Consider the following 16,125-nt stretch of genomic DNA (forward strand, 5'->3'; position numbering starts at 1 on the left):
GCCCGGCCGCCGGCGCTTACAACTTCTTCCTCCGCTTGTCCGGGTCGATGATGACCGTGCAGGTCGTGCCCGCCGCCAGCACCACGTCGGCCGGCACTTCGTCGATCCGGATGCGTACCGGCACGCGCTGCGCGAGACGCACCCAGTTGAAGGTCGGGTTCACGTCCGCGACGAGGTCGCGGCTTTGCGGGTTGTCGCGATCGTAGATGCCGCGCGAGATGCTCTCGACGTGACCTTTCATCACGCCGCCGCTCATCAGCCGCATCTCGGCGGGGGCGCCGACCTTCACGCGCGGCAGCTTGGTTTCCTCGAAGTAGCCGTAGACCCAGAACGAGTGGCTGTCGACGATCGCGAGCTTCGCCTGGCCGGCTACCGCGTAGTTGCCCTTGAACGTCTGCAGGTTCGTCACGTAGCCGTCGACCGGCGCGACCACGCGCGTGCGTTCGAGATTGAGCTTCGCGGCGTCGAGCGCGGCGACCGCCTGCTGGTACTGCGCGTCGGCGCTCGACGCGCTGTGCGCCGCGTTCTCGCGGTTTTCCTTCGACACGACGAGCGCGTCGAGGTCGGCGCGACGGGCCGCGTCGTCGCGGCGCATCTGCAGTTCCGCGCGGCGGGCGGCGACGGCCGCCTGTGCCTGCTCGACCGCGATCTGGTAGTGCGACGGGTCGATCTGCATGATCAGATCGCCCTTTTTCACGAGCTGGTTGTCATGCACGGGCAGCTCGACGATCGCGCCCGACACGTCCGGCGCGACGTTGATGATGTCGGCGCGCACACGCCCGTCGCGGGTCCAGGGATCGTCCATGTAGTGCACCCACAGCGAGCGCCCGATCAGGATCGCGACGAGAAGGATGATGGCAGTCGCGACGAAGCCGAAGAGTTTTCTGAGAATCATGATGGTTCGGAATCAACGGTAAACGGCAAGACTCAGTCCGCCGCAAATGCAGACGAGAAGGCACGCGCGGAACAACGACGGGTGCCAGACGAGACGGTAGAGGCCCGTATAGGCGAGCAGGCGGTCGACAACCCAGGTCGCGATCGCGCCGAGGACGAACATCAGCACCACCGTGGGCATGTAGGCATCGAGAATGGCGATTTCACGCGGCATCATGACGAGGCTCCTGGTTGGGGACGCACGGGGCGGTTGCGGTTGAACGGCTCGAGCGGCGATTCCGGGTCGAGCAGCGCCGTGCGTACGAAATGCAGATGGCTCAGGATGCGCTGCAGCCGGTGGCGCGCGTCGCGCGACGGCGTGACGGCATCGAGCGTTTGCCGGGTTGCGTCGATCGCGGCGTTGACCGCCGCGAGCGTCGCGTCGAAGCGCTCCGCGCTCGGCTTGCTGAACAGCGCGGACAGCGCGGTGCGCATCGTCTCGATCGCGCGTCGCCACGGCGTCGTCGGCGCATGGCGCGGGTCGGACGGCAGCGCCGCCAGCTCGGTGCGCAGGTCGAGCGCCGCGTTGCCCGTTTCCAGCACCGCGAACATCCAGCGCAGCGCGTCGCGCTGCACGTCGGGCTGGTCGGCGGACAGCATGTGCGCCTGATACATCAGGTCGCGCGCGCCGCTCTCGAAGCGCGTGCGCAATCCGGCCAGCCGTGCGTGGCACGCCGCGACCACCTGATGGCGCAGGTCGGCGAACAGCCGCTTCTTCAGCCAGGGCGCGGTCGGCGGAAACAGCACCGCGAACGCGATCGCCGAGACCAGCATCGACAGCACCAGTGCGAGCGCATCGTTCATGAAGCTCGTCGGGTCGTAGTGCGTGACGTTGTCCGGGCCGGCGAGGAAACAAAAGAAGATCAGGTAGCCCATCCCGTAGCCCGCGAGCTTCGGCTTCAACGACATGTAGATGCCGATCGCGAGCAGCGGCGCGAGCGCCACGCACAGGAGCGGGAAGCCGTCGATGTGCGGGTAGATGCCGAACATCAGCAGGAAACCCGTGCAGACGGCCAGGGCCGTGCCGATGCCCATCTGCGCGGCCATCGCGGTCGGGCGCGGCGCCGACGACGCGAGCGCGCAGGCCGACGCCGCCGTCAGCGTCATCGTCACGCCGCTCGGCCAGGCTGTCTCGATCCAGAACCAGCCGAGCACGAGGATCACGGCGGCGGTGCGAATCGCGGCGATCACCATCGCCGTTGCGTTGGTGCGCGGCTCGTAGTGTTCGATCCAGCGTTCGCGCTCGTGCGTCGCGCTCGACAGCGACGCGTAGGTCGCCGCGTACTCGCGCAGGTCGGTGATGAAGCGGTACAGCAGCTCGGCGGCCGTATCGAAGTCGAGCAACGGAAAATCCGGCTGCGTTTCGAGCGCCGCGCGCGTGGCGCGGATGCGGCGCGGCAGCGCGTCGCGCCATGCAAGCAGCTGTTCGGCCGCATGCGCCGCGTCGGTTGCCGTGCGCACGGGTTCGCCGGCGGGCGTCAGCAGCAGCGGCGCGATTTCACGGAAGTACGGCTCGATCGCGTCGATCGCGGCCTGCGCGCCCGTCGCATGCAGCCGGTTCATCAACTGGTGCAGCGCATGGAAACGGCTCGACGCGCTCATGAACTCGCTGTTCAGCCGCGCGAGGCGGCCGCTGCGCATCCGCGTGTCCGGATTCTCGAACACGGCCATGCTGCGCGCGGCTTCGAAACCGACCACGTCGGCGACGAAGCGCGTATGGATGGTTTCGATGTGCGCGCGGTCGAGCTTGCCCGACAGGGCCGCCGAGACGTAGTCGACGAAGGTGCCGAAGCGCTTGCGCACGGTCGTGCGCATCTGCTCGCCCGTGTACTGCGGAAACACGAGTGCGCTCACGACGCCGGCCGACACGATCCCGACCATGATTTCGGCCACGCGGGTCATCGCGCTCATGAACGCGCCGTCCGGATGCTGCGACGCGGGCAGGCCGATCAGCGCGGTCGTATAGCCGGCGAGCAGGAAGCCGTAGCTGCGGAAGTTGCGGTTGCGCGCGGCGCCGGCCGTGCACAGGGCGATCCACAGCGCGATCGCAAGCAGGAACAGCTGCGGCTGCTGCGGGAACAGCCCGACGAACGTGAGCGTCGCGATCAGCCCGAAGATCGTGCCGGCGACCCGGTAGAAGCTCTTCGCGAGCACGGCGCCGCTTTGCGGCTGCATCACGATGAACACCGTGGTCATCGCTGTCTTCGGCGCCGGCAGGTCGAGCCGCATCGACACGCCGGTCGCGATGAACGCGGCGAGCAGGGCCTTGAACAGATAGAGCCACGCGGCGCCGTCGCTGCGGGCCCAGTCGCCGAATGCGGCGTACCAGGCCGCGAACGGGCCGCCGGCGTGCGTGGAAGCGGAGGAGGAGGCTGACATGGCGGTCGCTCCGCGTTACCGTGCGGCCGGCGTGGCGCTTGCGCCGGCCGTCGCGACCTGCGCCGGCCGGGCGACGGCCGCGACGGGCTTCGCACCCGATGCGGCCGCCGGCGCGGCGGCGCCCGCGGCGGTACCCGGGGCGGATTCGTCATGCGACGGATGGCCGCCCGACGGATGGCCGTCCCGTCCGTCCTCGCCCGTTTCGACGCCGCCGCCGAGCGCGGCCATCAACTGCGCGTGCGCGGTAAGGCGTTCCGCGTCGATGCGGGCCGCCGTCTCCTGCGCGCGCAGCAGCTGCTGTTGCGCGACCAGCACGTTCACGTAATCGGTCAGCCCGCGGCGGAAGCCTTCGCGCGACAGCTGGTAGCTGCGATCGTTGGCGGCCACCGAGCGCGCGGCGTCCTTCTTCTGCGTATCGAGCGAGCGGATCCGCACGACCTGGTCGGCGATGTCCTTCAGCGCGCCGACGACCGTCTGGTTGTAACGCTCGACCGCCTGGTCGTAGCCGGCATCGGCCGCACCGAGTTGCGCGCGCAGGCGGCCGCCTTCGAAGATCGGCAGCGACAGCGCGGGGCCGGCCGTCCAGCCGCCGTTGACCGCGCGCAGGAAGTCGGTGAACGGCGCGGTCACGCCGAAGCCGCCGACCGTCGCGAGCAGGTCGATGTTCGGGTAGAACGCGGCTTTCGCGACATCGATGCCGCGGGCCTGCGCGTCGACCGTCCAGCGGGCCGCGACGACGTCCGGGCGGCGGCCGAGCAGGTCGGCCGGCAGCGCGGACGGCAGGCCGGCCGGCGCGTCGAGCGCGAGGCTCGGCCGCTTGATCGTGTCGCCGGCGCCCGGGCCCTTGCCCGCGAGCGCGGCGAGCTGGTGGCGCGCGAGCTGGATGGCTTCTTCGTAGCTGTCGATCTGGCGCTCGTAGTCGGGCAGCGTCGATTCGGCCTGGCTCACTTCGAGTTGCGTGCCGAGCCCGGCCTGCAGACGCTTGCGCGCGAGATCGGCCAGCGCGCGCTGGCGTTCGAACGTCTCATGCGCGAGGTCGAGCAGCGCGTAGTTCATCGACATGCCGACATACGCACTTACGACGTTGACCTCCAGCTCGAGCTTCGCGGCCCGTGCGTCGGCCGCGGTCGCATGCGCGGTGTCGAGCGCGCGCTCGGTCGCGTTCTTGTCCTTGCCCCACAGGTCGAGGTGGTACGACAGGCCGAGCGTGCCGGTGTTGTTCCAGGTATCGGTGTTGGCGAGCGGCCCCGGGCCGTAGTACACGTTGTCGGGCCAGTGCTGGCGCATCAGCGACAGGTTGCCGTTGATCTGCGGCAGTTCCGCCGACCGGGCCACGCGTGCCATCGCCTGGGCTTCGCGCACGCGGGCCTCGGCCGCCGCGAGGGTCGGACTGCCGGCCTGGGCGGCGGCGATCCACGCGTCGAGCTGCGGATCGCGGTACGCGCGCCACCAGTCGGACGCGGGCCAGCCCGCGTCGCGGTCGGCCGCGCGGATGGCCGCGCCGGCGTCGAGCGCGTTCGCGTCGATGCGGGTGGACTTGGGCTTGTTGTCGCCTATGCTCGCGCAGCCGGTCATTATTAATGAGACTGCAAGAACCGCCAGTGCCAGCGTCCCTTTTGTTGCCGGAGACCGCACGATTTTCTCCCTTTCGGATATAGATGAGCCGGAAGCGATTATATTTTTCGGTGATTCCTGAATAAACGGACAACGGTGCAAGTCATTTTTACGAATCCTGAGATAATATTTGTTGGGCCTTGTGCAACAATCCACCCGGATTCAAAGGGGTAGTGGGATGGATACGTTACAAAACATGCGGGTATTCGTCCGCGTGGTCGACGCGGGAAGCTTTACCGCCGCCGCTCAGCAGATGAATTCGACGACCGCCTATGCGTCGCGCGCCGTGTCGGATCTCGAGGCGCACCTGCGCACGCGCCTTCTGAACCGGACGACACGCCGGATCGCGCTGACCGAAGCCGGCGAGCGCTACCTGCAGCGCTGCGAGCAGATCCTCGCGTACGTCGACCAGGCCGAAGCCGAAGCGGGCGACGCGCACGCGCGCCCGTCGGGCAAGCTGAAGGTCCATTGCTTCACGAGCCTCGGGCAGCACTATCTGGTGCCGGCCATTGCGCGCTATCGGCAGCGCTATCCGGACGTGCACGTCGAGCTGACGCTCGCGCAGCGGATGCCGGACCTGCTCGACGAGGGATACGACGTCGCGATCGTCGTCGGCCGCGACCTGCCCGATTCGGGGCTCGTGTCGCAGCGGCTCGGCGAGAGCTACAGCGTGGTGTGTGCGTCGCCCGGCTATGTCGACGCGCACGGCGCGCCGCATACGCCGGCGGATCTCGAGCAGCACGTGTGTCTCGGCATGGTCGCGCCGGGCTTTCACTTCGACGAGTGGGCGCTGTCGGGGCCGCACGGCGACGAGGTGATTCCGATCACCGCGCCGCCGTTCCGCGTGAACGTCGCCGAGGCGCTCGCGGTGGCCGTGCGGGAAGGGATGGGGATCGGCGGGTTGCCGCTCTATTCGGCGATCGGCGGGCTGCGCAGCGGAAGCATCGTGCGCGTGATGCCCGAATACCGGTCGCACCTGATGAACATCTACGCACTGTATCCGTCGCGCCAGTACCTCGACGCGAAAATCCGCACCTGGGTCGATTTCCTGCGCGACGAGTTGCCGGCCACGCTCGAAGCCGACGAAGCCGCGCTCGCGCAGTTCACGGCGGCGACATGATGGCGCGCTCGAGCCCGATCTGACGAGATTTGTCGTTCATGCAACATTTTTTTACCATCGGCCGGCAGACAGTTTGATACTGTTGAGACATTGAGATATGGATCTGCCCACACCCGGAGTCGCAATGGATACGCAATTGATGATCGGCCTTGGCGTTCTGCTTGGCGCAGCGGCCGCCGCCGCGGCCACGCGTGATCTGCTGCGCGCGATGAAGGCGCGAATGAAGCCGGTGCCGGTGCGGGTGCGCGCGTCGTCGAACGGATCGCGCCGCGCCGGTCGCTGATCGGGCGGCATGCCTGATCGGAGGGGGCCGCATCGCGCGGCCGCCTGGCCCGGCGTTCAGCCGAGCTCGACCACCTTGTCCCACGCAAACGCGGGATTTTCCAGCTCGCCGGTGCGCCGGTGGATATAGCCGCGCGGGTTGCACACCACGCGCGTGCCGCTGTCGGTCACGTAATCGAATGAAGTATGCGTGTGGCCGTGGATCCACAGGTCTACGGGCGGCCGCACGAGTTCCGCCATGTCCGTGACGAACCCCGCCGACGCCAGATCCTCCGCGTAACGCTCCGCCAGCGAGCGCAGATGCGGCGCATGATGGGTGACGACGATCGTCCGGCCCGCGAACGGCGTCGCGAGCCGTGCTTCCAGCCACGCGCGGCCTTGCCGGTGCAGCGCGATCGCGTCGGCGGGCATGAAGTTCCGCTCCGGCGTGCCGCCCGCATGCAGCGCGGCTTCATGGGGCCACGTCACCTGGATCAATCCCTTGAAATCGAGTATCACGCGCAGGCCGGCCTCGATCGCGCGCGCGACGCTCGCATCGTCCGCGCCGAACAGCGTGAAATCGCTCCACAGCGTCGTGCCCAGCACGCGAAAGCGCCGCGCCGGATCGACGTACACGCCGTTGTTCAGATAATGCACGTGGTCGAGCGCATGCGCGGCGTCGCGCATCGCGGTTTCCAGTGCGCCGAATTCCCCGTCGTAGTACTCATGGTTGCCCGGCACGTAGACCACCGGCACGCTGGGGTCGAACGTCTCGGCGGCCCAGCGCAGGCCTTCCGCATGATTGTGGATGTCGCCGGCCAGCACGACGAGATCCGCGTCGACATGGGCGATCGTGTCGGGCTCGTTGCATTCGAGATGCAGGTCGGACAGGACGCGGATTCTCATGGCCATCGCTCCGGGGTGGTGGGCTTCAGCGCAGGACCTTGCCGGGATTCATCAGCCCGCGCGGGTCGAGCGCCGTCTTCAGCGTGCGCATGAGCGCCGTTTCGACCGGCGACTTGTAGCGCTGCGCGTCGTCGATCTTCAACTGGCCGATCCCGTGTTCCGCGCTGATCGTGCCGTGGTGGCGATGCACGTTGTCGTAGACGATCCGGTTGATCGGCTTCTGGAATTCCGCGAGGAACGCCTTCGGGTCGCCGCCTTCGGGCGTCTGCACGTTGTAGTGCAGGTTGCCGTCGCCGAGGTGGCCGAACGTGACCATCCGCGCGCCCGGCGCGGCCTGCTGGATCGCCACGTCGGTTTCGTCGATGAAGCGCGCGATCGACGAGATCGGCACCGCGATGTCGTGCTTGATGTTCAGCCCTTCATCGGCCTGGGCGAGCGGAATGTGTTCGCGCAGGTCCCAGAACGCGCGCGATTGCGCGAGATTTTCCGCGACCACCGCGTCGACCACGAGCCCGGCCTCGAACGCCTCTTCCATCAGCTTCTCGAACAGTGCGCGCGCATGCGTTTCGCTCTCGTTGTCCGACAGCTCGAGCAGCACCGTCTGCGCATGGGGGCGGTCGAACGGGTAGCGCAGTTGCGGATAGTGCTTGCCGACGAGTTGCATGCAGAAGTCCGACATCAGCTCGAAGCCGGTCAGCAGCGGGCCGGCCGCGCGCTGCGCGAGCGCGAGGAAGTCGAGCGCCGCGTGCGGTGACTCGAGCGCGGCGAGCGCAGTGACCTGCGCGGCCGGCAGCGGATGCAGCTTCATCACGGCGGCCGTGATGATCCCGAGCGTGCCCTCCGCGCCGATGAACAGGTCGCGCAGGTCGTAGCCGGTGTTGTCCTTGCGCAGCCCGCGCAGGCCGTCCCAAATCTCGCCCTGCGGCGTCACGACCTCGAGCCCGAGGCACAGTTCGCGGGCGTTGCCGTAGCGCAGCACCGCGGTGCCGCCCGCGTTGGTCGACAGGTTGCCGCCGATCGTGCAGCTGCCTTCGGCGGCGAGGCTCAGCGCGAACAGCCGGCCGCCTTCGCGGGCGCGCGCCTGCACGTCGGCGAGGATCACGCCGGCTTCGACCGTGATCGTGTTGTTGTGCGGATCGAGCGCGCGCACGCGGTTCAGGCGCGCAAGGCTCAGCACGGCCTGCCCGCCGCTCGCGTCGGGCGTCGCGCCGCCGGCGAGGCCCGTGTTGCCGCCCTGCGGCACGAGCGCGATGCCGTGCGTGTTCGCGAGCCGGACCAGCGCGGCGACTTGCGCCGTATCGGCCGGTTTCAGCACCGCGCACGCGCTGCCCTTGTAGCGGCGGCGCCAGTCGGTCAGGAACGGTTCGGTGTCGTGCGGATCGGTCAGCACGCCGGCGGCGCCGATCGCGTCGCGGCAGGCGGATACGAAGGCTTCGGAAGAAATCATCACGGTCGGTCGCGTAAGGGTCAGGACGCAGCGCGCTGCTTTTTCGCCGCGCGCTTGAACGGCGCGACGTAGGCAAGCGCGGCCACGAAGAAGCCGACGGCGAGCGCGGTCTCGCACCAGCCGAGCGTCGCGGACAGCCCGCGGTCGGACATGCCGCGCACGATGCCTTCGGCAAAATAGACGAGGATCAGCATGCTCGCCCACTGCATCGTATAGATGTTACGCCGCCAGACGCCGGGCAGCGCGAGCGCGAGCGGCACGGCCTTGAGCATCAGCGCCGAGCCGCCCGGGCGCAGCGGCGCGAGCCACACCTCCCATGCGAGCGACAGCGCGATCAGCGCGGCGAGGCACGCGGCGGCGGCCAGCGCGTAGTGCGGCCGGGCGGCGACGGCGGGGCGGGCGGGCGCGTTCATGCGGCTTCGGTCGCCTGGGCGGCGGACAGCGCGGCCGCCGCGCGGGCGAGCCGCACGCCGAGCGCGGCCGCAAGCGCCTTTTCGTCGGCCGACAGCCCTGCGGACGCGCTGCGATCGTGCTGCGATACGTGCGACGCGCCGTAAGGCGTGCCGCCGGTGCGCGTCGTGCTGAGCGCGGCTTCCGTGTACGGGATCCCGACGATCATCATTCCGTGATGCAGCAGCGGCAGCATCATCGACAGCAGCGTCGATTCCTGGCCGCCGTGCAGGCTGCCGGTCGACGTGAACACGCTCGCCGGCTTGCCGGTCAGCGCGCCCGACAGCCATTGCGGGGTCGTGCCGTCGAGGAAATACTTGAGCGAGGCGGCCATGTTGCCGAAGCGGGTCGGCGAGCCGAGCGCGAGGCCCGCGCATTCCTCGAGATCGCGCAGTTCCGCGTACGGCGGGCCGTCGGCGGGGATGTCGGGGGCGGTGGCTTCGCAGACCGTCGAGACGGACGGCACGGTGCGGATGCGCGCCTGCATGCCGGGCACGCTGTCGACACCGTTCGCGATCGCGAGCGCGAGATCGCGCGTGGCGCCGTGACGGCTGTAATAGAGGACGAGAATGTCTTTCATGGGCGACGGGGCCGCGTGCGGCCGCGCGGATGCCCGGTGCAGTCGGCTCCTGCTGGATCGAGCGGCTATTATAGGGGCTGAAGTCGTCGCGCAGCGCGGCGGCGGCGCGCCGTCGGGCGCGCGGCATCAAGAAGGAGAAACCGTTTGCCGAAGTTGAGCGTCGATCTCGACACCATCAAGCGCCTCGCGCAGTTCGCGGCCCGGCGCAGCGCCGAGGATCGCATCCCGCAAGTGGCGGGCAGCCTTACGTTCACGACGATGCTGGCGCTCGTGCCGCTCGTGACGGTCGCGTTCGCGCTGTTCACCGCGTTCCCGATGTTCTCGTCGTTCCAGATCTCGCTGCAGGGGTTCCTCGCGGACCACCTGATGCCCGCGCAGTTCAACGTCCAGATCTTCAAGTACCTGAACCAGTTCGCGGCGAAAGCCAAGGGGCTGACGACGGCCGGCCTGATCGTGCTCGTCGTCACGTCGGTGATGACGATGATGACGATCGAATCCGCGTTCAACCTGATCTGGCGGGTGCGCAAGCCGAGGCCGTTCGCGCAGCGCGTGCTCGCGTACTGGGCGCTGATCACGCTGGGCCCGCTGCTGTTCGGCGTGAGCCTGTCGATCTCGTCGTACCTGTTTACGCAGTCGCTGGCGTTCACCGGCGCCGCGCCGTCGACCTCGATCGTCGAGTGGCTGCTCGCGCTCGCGTCCCTGCCGCTGACCGTGCTCGCGTTCACGCTGCTGTACGTGTACCTGCCGAACTGCACGGTCGCGTGGCGCGACGCGGTGATCGGCGGGCTGTTCGCGGCCGTCGCATTCGAGCTCGCGAAGCGCGGCTTCGGCTATTACGTGCGGCGCATTCCGACCTATACGGCCGTATACGGCGCGTTCGCGGCGCTGCCGGTGTTCCTGCTGTGGGTGTACCTGAGCTGGTTCATCGCGCTGCTCGGCGCGATGGTCGCGTCCGCGTTGCCGGCGATCCGCGTCGGGCAGTTCCATCGCATCCACTATCCGGGCAGCGACCTGCTCGACGCGCTCGAACTGCTCGCGCGGCTGGCCGAGGCGCACGAGCTCGGCAAGGCGGGCTATACGGCGACGCGGCTCGCGACCATGTTGCGCTGCGACATGGAAACCGCGCAGCGGCTGCTGCTGACGATGGAGGAGCGGGAATGGATCGCGCGGCTGGATGGCGGGGAAGTCGGGCCGCGCTACATCCTGCTGGCGAACCCGGCGCACCTGACGCTCGCGCAATTGTTCGACGTGCTGGTGATCGACCGCACGGAGCTGACCTACCAGTTGCAGCGGCGCAGCAGCCACGTCGATGGCGCGGCCTTGCTCGAGGTGCTGACGAACGACCGGTTCGACGTATCGCTCGCGTCGCTGATCGCCGCGCACCGGCTGACGGGTGCGCAGCCGGCGGAAAGCGTGCCCGGGCCGGTGCCTGGCGGCGCGCCCGACCCGCACGCGCGGCCGCCGAAAACGGCGTGACGCGGTGCCGGGCGGGGGTTAAAGCGCAATCTTGCCGGTGCAGATGTCCTTGAACATTACCCAGTCGCCCATCAGGCTGTAGATCGGGTGCCGGAACGTGGCGGGGCGGTTCTTCTCGAAGAAGAAGTGTCCGACCCACGCGAATCCGTAGCCGCATACGACCGCCGCCGGCAGCCACAGCCAGTGGCCCGTCGCGATCGCCATCGCGACGCAGCCGATCACGCCGAGCGAGCCGATGAAATGCAGCCGCCGCGACGTCAGGTTCTGGTGTTCGTTCAGGTAGTACGGGTAGAAATCAGCGAAGCTGGCGAATTGCTCCGTATGCGTATGCGCCATGGCCGTCTCCTCTGGCCGCCGTCCATGCAGCCATTGTGCGGCGGCCGGCCCGCGTCCGCAAGCGGGGGCGGCCGCGCCGCGCGGGCCCGAGCTTTCCTTTTGACAGGCTTTCCGATAGGATCGAAAGCGATTTGCATTCAAGCATGAGGGGACTACGATGCGCGTCAGCGATATTCTGAAAGTGAAGGGCAACACGCTGTTTACGGTGACGCCCGATAAGCCGCTGCGCGAAGCGGTCGATACGATGGCCGAACACGATATCGGTTCGCTCGTCGTGATGGAGTACGGCGATCTCGTCGGGATGCTGACGTTCCGCGAGATCATCCTGCGCCTGCATGTCAACGGCGGCGCGATCGGCGACGTGCAAGTGCGCAAGGTGATGGACGAGCCGCTCACGTGCACGCCGGAAACCGACGTCAACGAAGTGCGTCGGATGATGCTCGAGCGCCATGCGCGCTACATGCCGGTGCTCGACAAGAAGGTGCTGATGGGCGTCATCTCGTTCTACGACGTCGCGAAGACGGTCGTCGAGGCGCAGAGCTTCGAGAACCGGATGCTGAAGGCGTACATCCGCGACTGGCCGGAATCGGAAGCCGAAGCGCACAAATCGTGAAGCACGCCGCGCCCGGTGCCATGCCGCGCGGGCGCTGCCATTCGACGACCGGCGGCGCAGGTTCAGCCTGCGCCGCCGTTTTTTCAACAACAACAACACGAGGCCCGCGCAGCTTCGCCCAGACGATGCGCGCGTATTCCGCATGAGCGATCACACGCAAGTCTCTTCCGCGTCGCGCGACGAACGGCGCGCCCACGCGTCGCAGTTCGACCTGTTGCGCCAGCGCCGTTTCGCACCGTTCTTCACGACCCAGTTCCTGGGCGCGTTGAACGACAACGTGTTCAAGATCGGTTTCACGTCGCTCGTCACCTATCACACCGCGCGTTTCTCCGGCGTCGATGCGAAGACGGCCGCATTCCTGATTTCCGCGATCTTCATTTTGCCGTTCGTGCTGTTCTCGGCCACGTCCGGCCAGATCGCCGACAAATACGACAAGGCGACGCTCACGCGTTTCGTGAAGACCTTCGAGATCGCGCTGATGCTGGTTGGCGCGGCCGGGTTCGTCACGCACAGCGCGACGCTGCTGTATCTGTGCACGTTCATGATGGGGATGCACTCGACGCTGTTCGGCCCCGTCAAGTATTCGTATCTGCCGCAGCATCTCGGCGACCATGAACTGGTCGGCGGCAACGGCCTCGTCGAGATGGGCACGTTCATCGCGATCCTGATCGGCACGATCGTCGGCGGCGCGGCCGCGGGCATCGAAGGCAGCGGCGAGCGCGTGCTTGCCGTCAGCGTGGTCGTCATCGCGCTGGCCGGGCGGCTCGTCGCGCAACGCGTGCCGTCGACGCCGGCGCCGCAGCCCGATCTCGTGATCAACTGGAACCCGTTCAGCGAGACGTGGCGCAACCTCGGCCTCGCGAAGCAGAACCGCACCGTGTTCCTGAGCCTGCTCGGCATCTCGTGGCTGTGGTTCGTCGGCGCGACGTTCCTCACGTCGTTCTTCAATTTTGCGAAGGACGTGCTGTCCGCGAGCCCCGACGTCGTCACGGTCCTGCTCGCGACGTTCTCGGTCGGGATCGGCCTCGGCTCGCTGTTGTGCGAGCGGCTGTCGCAGCGGCGCGTCGAGATCGGCCTCGTGCCGCTCGGCTCGATCGGCATCAGCGTGTTCGCGATCGAGCTGTATTTCGCGAGCCGCTCGCTGCCGTCGCCCGGCCATCTGCTGTCGGTGGGGGAATTCCTGGCCGGCGCGCGCCATTGGCGCATCCTGGCCGACCTGTTCCTGCTCGCGATGTTCGGCGGTTTCTACAGCGTGCCGCTGTATGCGCTGATCCAGAGCCGCAGCGCGCCAACCCATCGTGCGCGGATCATCGCCGCGAACAACATCCTGAACGCGCTGTTCATGATCCTGTCGGCCCTGATGGCGATGGGGCTGACCCACGCCGGCGTCGGCATCCCGGGCCTGTTCCTCGTCACCGCGCTGCTGAACGTCGTCGTCGCGACGTACATCTACCTGCTCGTTCCCGAGTTCCTGCTGCGCTTTGTCGCGTGGGTGCTGGTGCACACGTTCTACCGGATTCGCCTCGTGCATGCGGAGCGCATCCCGGAGGAGGGGGCGGCCGTGCTCGTGTGCAACCACGTGAGCTACGTCGATGCGCTCGTGCTGGCCGCCGCGAGCCCGCGGCCGATCCGGTTCGTGATGGATCACCGCATCTTCAAGACGCGTTTTGCGAGCTGGGTGTTCCGGCATGCGAAGGCGATCCCGATCGCGCCGCGCCACGAGGATCCCGACATGCTCGCGCGTGCGTACGACGCGTGCGAGGCCGCGCTGAAGGACGGCGAACTCGTGTGCATCTTCCCCGAAGGCAAGCTGACCAAGACGGGCGACATCAACACGTTCCACCGCGGCATCACCGAAATCCTGGGCCGCACGCCGGCGCCGGTGATTCCGATGGCGCTGCGCGGGCTCTGGGGCAGCTATTTCTCGCGCCATTCCGATGCGCGGATGCCGCGGCCCATCAAGCGCGGCGTGATGAGCCGGCTGACGCTCGCGGTCGGCGAGCCGATGCCGGCATCGGTCGCCACACCCGAGGTGCTGCAGGCCGCGGTGACCGAACTGCGCGGCGCGCGCAAGTAAGTGCGGCGGGCCCGGCGGCATCGTGCCGGGCCGTATGGATGGCCGGCCCGTGTGGTCTGAACGGTTCACACGGCCCGCCGGCCCGGGACGGCTGGCATAATAGCGGTTTACCTCTTTTTCTCGACCGGCAAACGATCGGCCTGCCCGCGGCCCCGGCAGCGCATCGGTTTGTCCATTTCTCTTTGGGCGGTTCCATCATGTCCGGCAATACCCTCGGCACGCTTTTCACTGTCACGACCTTCGGCGAATCGCACGGTCCCGCGATCGGCTGCGTGATCGACGGCTGCCCGCCGGGAATGGGGCTGACCGAAGCCGACATCCAGTTCGAACTCGACCGCCGCAAGCCCGGCACGTCGCGGCACGTGACGCAGCGCCAGGAGGCCGACAAGGTCGAGATCCTGTCGGGCGTATTCGAAGGCGTGACGACCGGCACGCCGATCGCGCTGCTGATCCGCAACACCGACCAGCGCAGCAATGACTACGGCAACATCGTCGAGACCTTCCGTCCCGGCCATGCCGACTACACGTACTGGCAGAAGTACGGCATCCGCGATTACCGCGGCGGCGGCCGTTCGTCCGCACGCCTGACCGCGCCGATCGTCGGTGCGGGCGCGGTCGCGAAGAAGTGGCTGCGCGAGCGTTTCGGCGTCGAGGTGCGCGGCTACATGAGCGGCCTGGGCGAGGTCGACGTGCCGTTCGTCGACTGGTCGCATGTGCGCGAGAACCCGTTCTTCTCGCCGAATGCGGCGATCGTTCCGGAGCTGGAAGCCTACATGGACGCGCTGCGCAAGGACGGCGACTCGATCGGCGCGCGCATCGACGTCGTGGCGTCGGGCGTGCCGGTCGGCTGGGGCGAGCCGGTATTCGACCGTCTCGACGCGGACATCGCGAAGGCGATGATGAGCATCAACGCGGTGAAGGGCGTCGAGATCGGCGCGGGCTTCCACAGCGTCGCGCAGCGCGGCTCGGTGCACGGCGACGAACTGACGCCGGCCGGCTTCATCGGCAACCATGCGGGCGGCGTGCTCGGCGGGATTTCGACCGGGCAGGACATCACCGTGTCGATCGCGATCAAGCCGACGTCGAGCATCCGCACGCCGCGCCGTTCGATCACGAAGGACGGCGACGAGGCGACGGTCGAAACCTTCGGCCGCCACGACCCGTGCGTCGGCATTCGCGCGACGCCGATCGCCGAGTCGATGCTCGCGCTGGTGCTGATCGATCATGCGCTGCGCCATCGCGCGCAGTGCGGCGACGTCGAGACGTCGACGCCGAAGATCGCCGGCAGCGCGACCTGATCGCGCGGGCCGGCACCCTCCGGCTCGACCGATACGATGTGAAACGGGGCGCCTGAAGCGCCCCGTTTTCATAGGGCTGCCCGCGCCGGCGGTGGCGGCGCGGCCGATTCGCGCACCCGCAGTTCCGGGAGTACCGCGCAACCGGGCCCGGCTTCGCCGTTCCCGAGCGCGTCGAGCAACGCGTGGGCGGCCTTGCGCCCGATCGCAGCGGTGTCGACCCACATCGTCGTCAGGGACGGCCGGATTTCGCGCGCCCGCGCGACGTCGTCGAAGCCGGTGATCGACAATTGCGACGGCACGTCCAGCTGTCCGGTGCCGAGCACTTCCGTCGGCGGATCGCGGCGCGCTGACCGGGCTCGTCCGGCGTGCCGTGCATGAGTCGCACGCCGGATGATGGGCAGGGCAGCATCGACTGTCGGGCGGGCGAAAAAAACGCCGCGCGAGGCGGGCGGCCGGGGATGGCTGCGTCGAGGAAGCCGAGCCGTCGTTCCGATGTGGGACGGCAGGCGGGACTTCCTCTAGCCGAAAGTATCCGCGCGAGGCGGCGTTTTCCGGCGGGTTACATATTCGGGTAATTCGGTCCGCCGCCGCCTTCCGGCGTGACCCACACGATGTTCTGCGTCGGGTCCTTGATG

General features: G+C 68.1%; 16 protein-coding genes and 1 pseudogene. 6 read left to right on the forward strand and 11 right to left on the reverse strand.

Features of this window, described 5'->3' with window-relative positions:
- Positions 1-16: 16 nt before the first annotated feature.
- From SB786_RS29610 to SB786_RS29625, 4 genes are read right to left on the reverse strand one after another with little or no spacing between them, the layout of a single operon-like run.
- Positions 17-895, reverse strand: coding sequence for an efflux RND transporter periplasmic adaptor subunit (locus tag SB786_RS29610; protein WP_410730556.1), 879 nt, complete (start codon positions 893-895; stop codon positions 17-19).
- Between the two features lie 12 nt (positions 896-907).
- Positions 908-1,111: a DUF1656 domain-containing protein gene (locus SB786_RS29615; protein ID WP_006759813.1), complete on the reverse strand. Its 204-nt coding sequence runs from the start codon at positions 1,109-1,111 to the stop codon at positions 908-910.
- Positions 1,108-3,312, reverse strand: coding sequence for an FUSC family protein (locus SB786_RS29620; protein WP_410730557.1), 2,205 nt, complete (start codon positions 3,310-3,312; stop codon positions 1,108-1,110). Before SB786_RS29620 ends, SB786_RS29615 begins: the two co-directional genes overlap by 4 nt.
- Positions 3,313-3,327: 15 nt before the next feature.
- Positions 3,328-4,947, reverse strand: coding sequence for an efflux transporter outer membrane subunit (locus SB786_RS29625; RefSeq protein WP_410730558.1), 1,620 nt, complete (start codon positions 4,945-4,947; stop codon positions 3,328-3,330).
- A gap of 157 nt (positions 4,948-5,104) precedes the next feature.
- Here SB786_RS29625 and SB786_RS29630 point away from each other — a divergent pair, with 157 nt between their 5' ends.
- Together SB786_RS29630 and SB786_RS29635 are read left to right on the forward strand one after the other, a co-directional pair.
- Positions 5,105-6,046: a LysR family transcriptional regulator gene (locus SB786_RS29630; protein ID WP_006762313.1), complete on the forward strand. Its 942-nt coding sequence runs from the start codon at positions 5,105-5,107 to the stop codon at positions 6,044-6,046.
- Between the two features lie 97 nt (positions 6,047-6,143).
- A complete protein-coding gene (locus SB786_RS29635; protein ID WP_175744515.1) occupies positions 6,144-6,329 on the forward strand; it encodes a hypothetical protein in 186 nt (61 codons plus the stop codon).
- A 56-nt stretch (positions 6,330-6,385) separates the two neighbouring features.
- On the opposite strand, the gene SB786_RS29640 is transcribed toward SB786_RS29635, so the two are convergent.
- Genes SB786_RS29640 through wrbA form a run of 4 tightly spaced genes read right to left on the reverse strand, consistent with a single transcriptional unit; the run spans position 6,386 to position 9,690 of the window.
- Positions 6,386-7,213, reverse strand: a complete 828-nt coding sequence (locus SB786_RS29640) for a metallophosphoesterase (RefSeq protein WP_410730559.1) — start codon at positions 7,211-7,213, stop codon at positions 6,386-6,388.
- A gap of 25 nt (positions 7,214-7,238) precedes the next feature.
- A complete protein-coding gene (locus SB786_RS29645) occupies positions 7,239-8,660 on the reverse strand; it encodes an FAD-binding oxidoreductase (RefSeq protein WP_410730566.1) in 1,422 nt (473 codons plus the stop codon).
- 20 nt (positions 8,661-8,680) lie between these two features.
- The gene (locus SB786_RS29650) at positions 8,681-9,073 is read right to left on the reverse strand and encodes a DUF2069 domain-containing protein (protein ID WP_410730560.1); all 393 of its coding nucleotides are present in this window, start codon (positions 9,071-9,073) and stop codon (positions 8,681-8,683) included.
- Positions 9,070-9,690, reverse strand: a complete 621-nt coding sequence (wrbA, locus tag SB786_RS29655) for an NAD(P)H:quinone oxidoreductase (RefSeq protein WP_410730561.1) — start codon at positions 9,688-9,690, stop codon at positions 9,070-9,072. Before wrbA ends, SB786_RS29650 begins: the two co-directional genes overlap by 4 nt.
- Before the next feature lie 144 nt (positions 9,691-9,834).
- Here wrbA and SB786_RS29660 point away from each other — a divergent pair, with 144 nt between their 5' ends.
- Complete coding sequence (locus tag SB786_RS29660; protein ID WP_410730562.1) at positions 9,835-11,166, forward strand: YihY family inner membrane protein; 1,332 nt, start codon at positions 9,835-9,837, stop codon at positions 11,164-11,166.
- Between the two features lie 18 nt (positions 11,167-11,184).
- On the opposite strand, the gene SB786_RS29665 is transcribed toward SB786_RS29660, so the two are convergent.
- The gene (locus SB786_RS29665) at positions 11,185-11,502 is read right to left on the reverse strand and encodes an Mpo1-like protein (protein WP_006755542.1); all 318 of its coding nucleotides are present in this window, start codon (positions 11,500-11,502) and stop codon (positions 11,185-11,187) included.
- A 157-nt stretch (positions 11,503-11,659) separates the two neighbouring features.
- Between SB786_RS29665 and SB786_RS29670 the strand changes: the two genes are divergently transcribed.
- The 3 genes from SB786_RS29670 (at position 11,660) to aroC (ending at position 15,490) form a co-directional block, all read left to right on the forward strand.
- Positions 11,660-12,115: a CBS domain-containing protein gene (locus SB786_RS29670; protein ID WP_006755543.1), complete on the forward strand. Its 456-nt coding sequence runs from the start codon at positions 11,660-11,662 to the stop codon at positions 12,113-12,115.
- A gap of 142 nt (positions 12,116-12,257) precedes the next feature.
- Complete coding sequence (locus SB786_RS29675; RefSeq protein WP_410730563.1) at positions 12,258-14,192, forward strand: MFS transporter; 1,935 nt, start codon at positions 12,258-12,260, stop codon at positions 14,190-14,192.
- 197 nt (positions 14,193-14,389) lie between these two features.
- The gene (gene aroC / locus SB786_RS29680; protein ID WP_410730564.1) at positions 14,390-15,490 is read left to right on the forward strand and encodes a chorismate synthase; all 1,101 of its coding nucleotides are present in this window, start codon (positions 14,390-14,392) and stop codon (positions 15,488-15,490) included.
- A 68-nt stretch (positions 15,491-15,558) separates the two neighbouring features.
- Here the strand turns inward: aroC and SB786_RS29685 are convergent.
- Both SB786_RS29685 and SB786_RS29690 read right to left on the reverse strand, forming a co-directional pair.
- Positions 15,559-15,795 (reverse strand): annotated as a pseudogene (locus SB786_RS29685) (substrate-binding domain-containing protein); the annotation flags it as partial.
- Positions 15,796-16,049: 254 nt separating this feature from the next.
- Positions 16,050-16,125, reverse strand: a 76-nt coding sequence (locus SB786_RS29690; RefSeq protein WP_133168007.1) for a 4Fe-4S dicluster domain-containing protein, incomplete at its 5' end; no start/stop codon positions are given.

It is taken from the genome of Burkholderia sp. SIMBA_062, assembly GCF_046534765.1.
Lineage (GTDB): Bacteria > Pseudomonadota > Gammaproteobacteria > Burkholderiales > Burkholderiaceae > Burkholderia > Burkholderia ambifaria.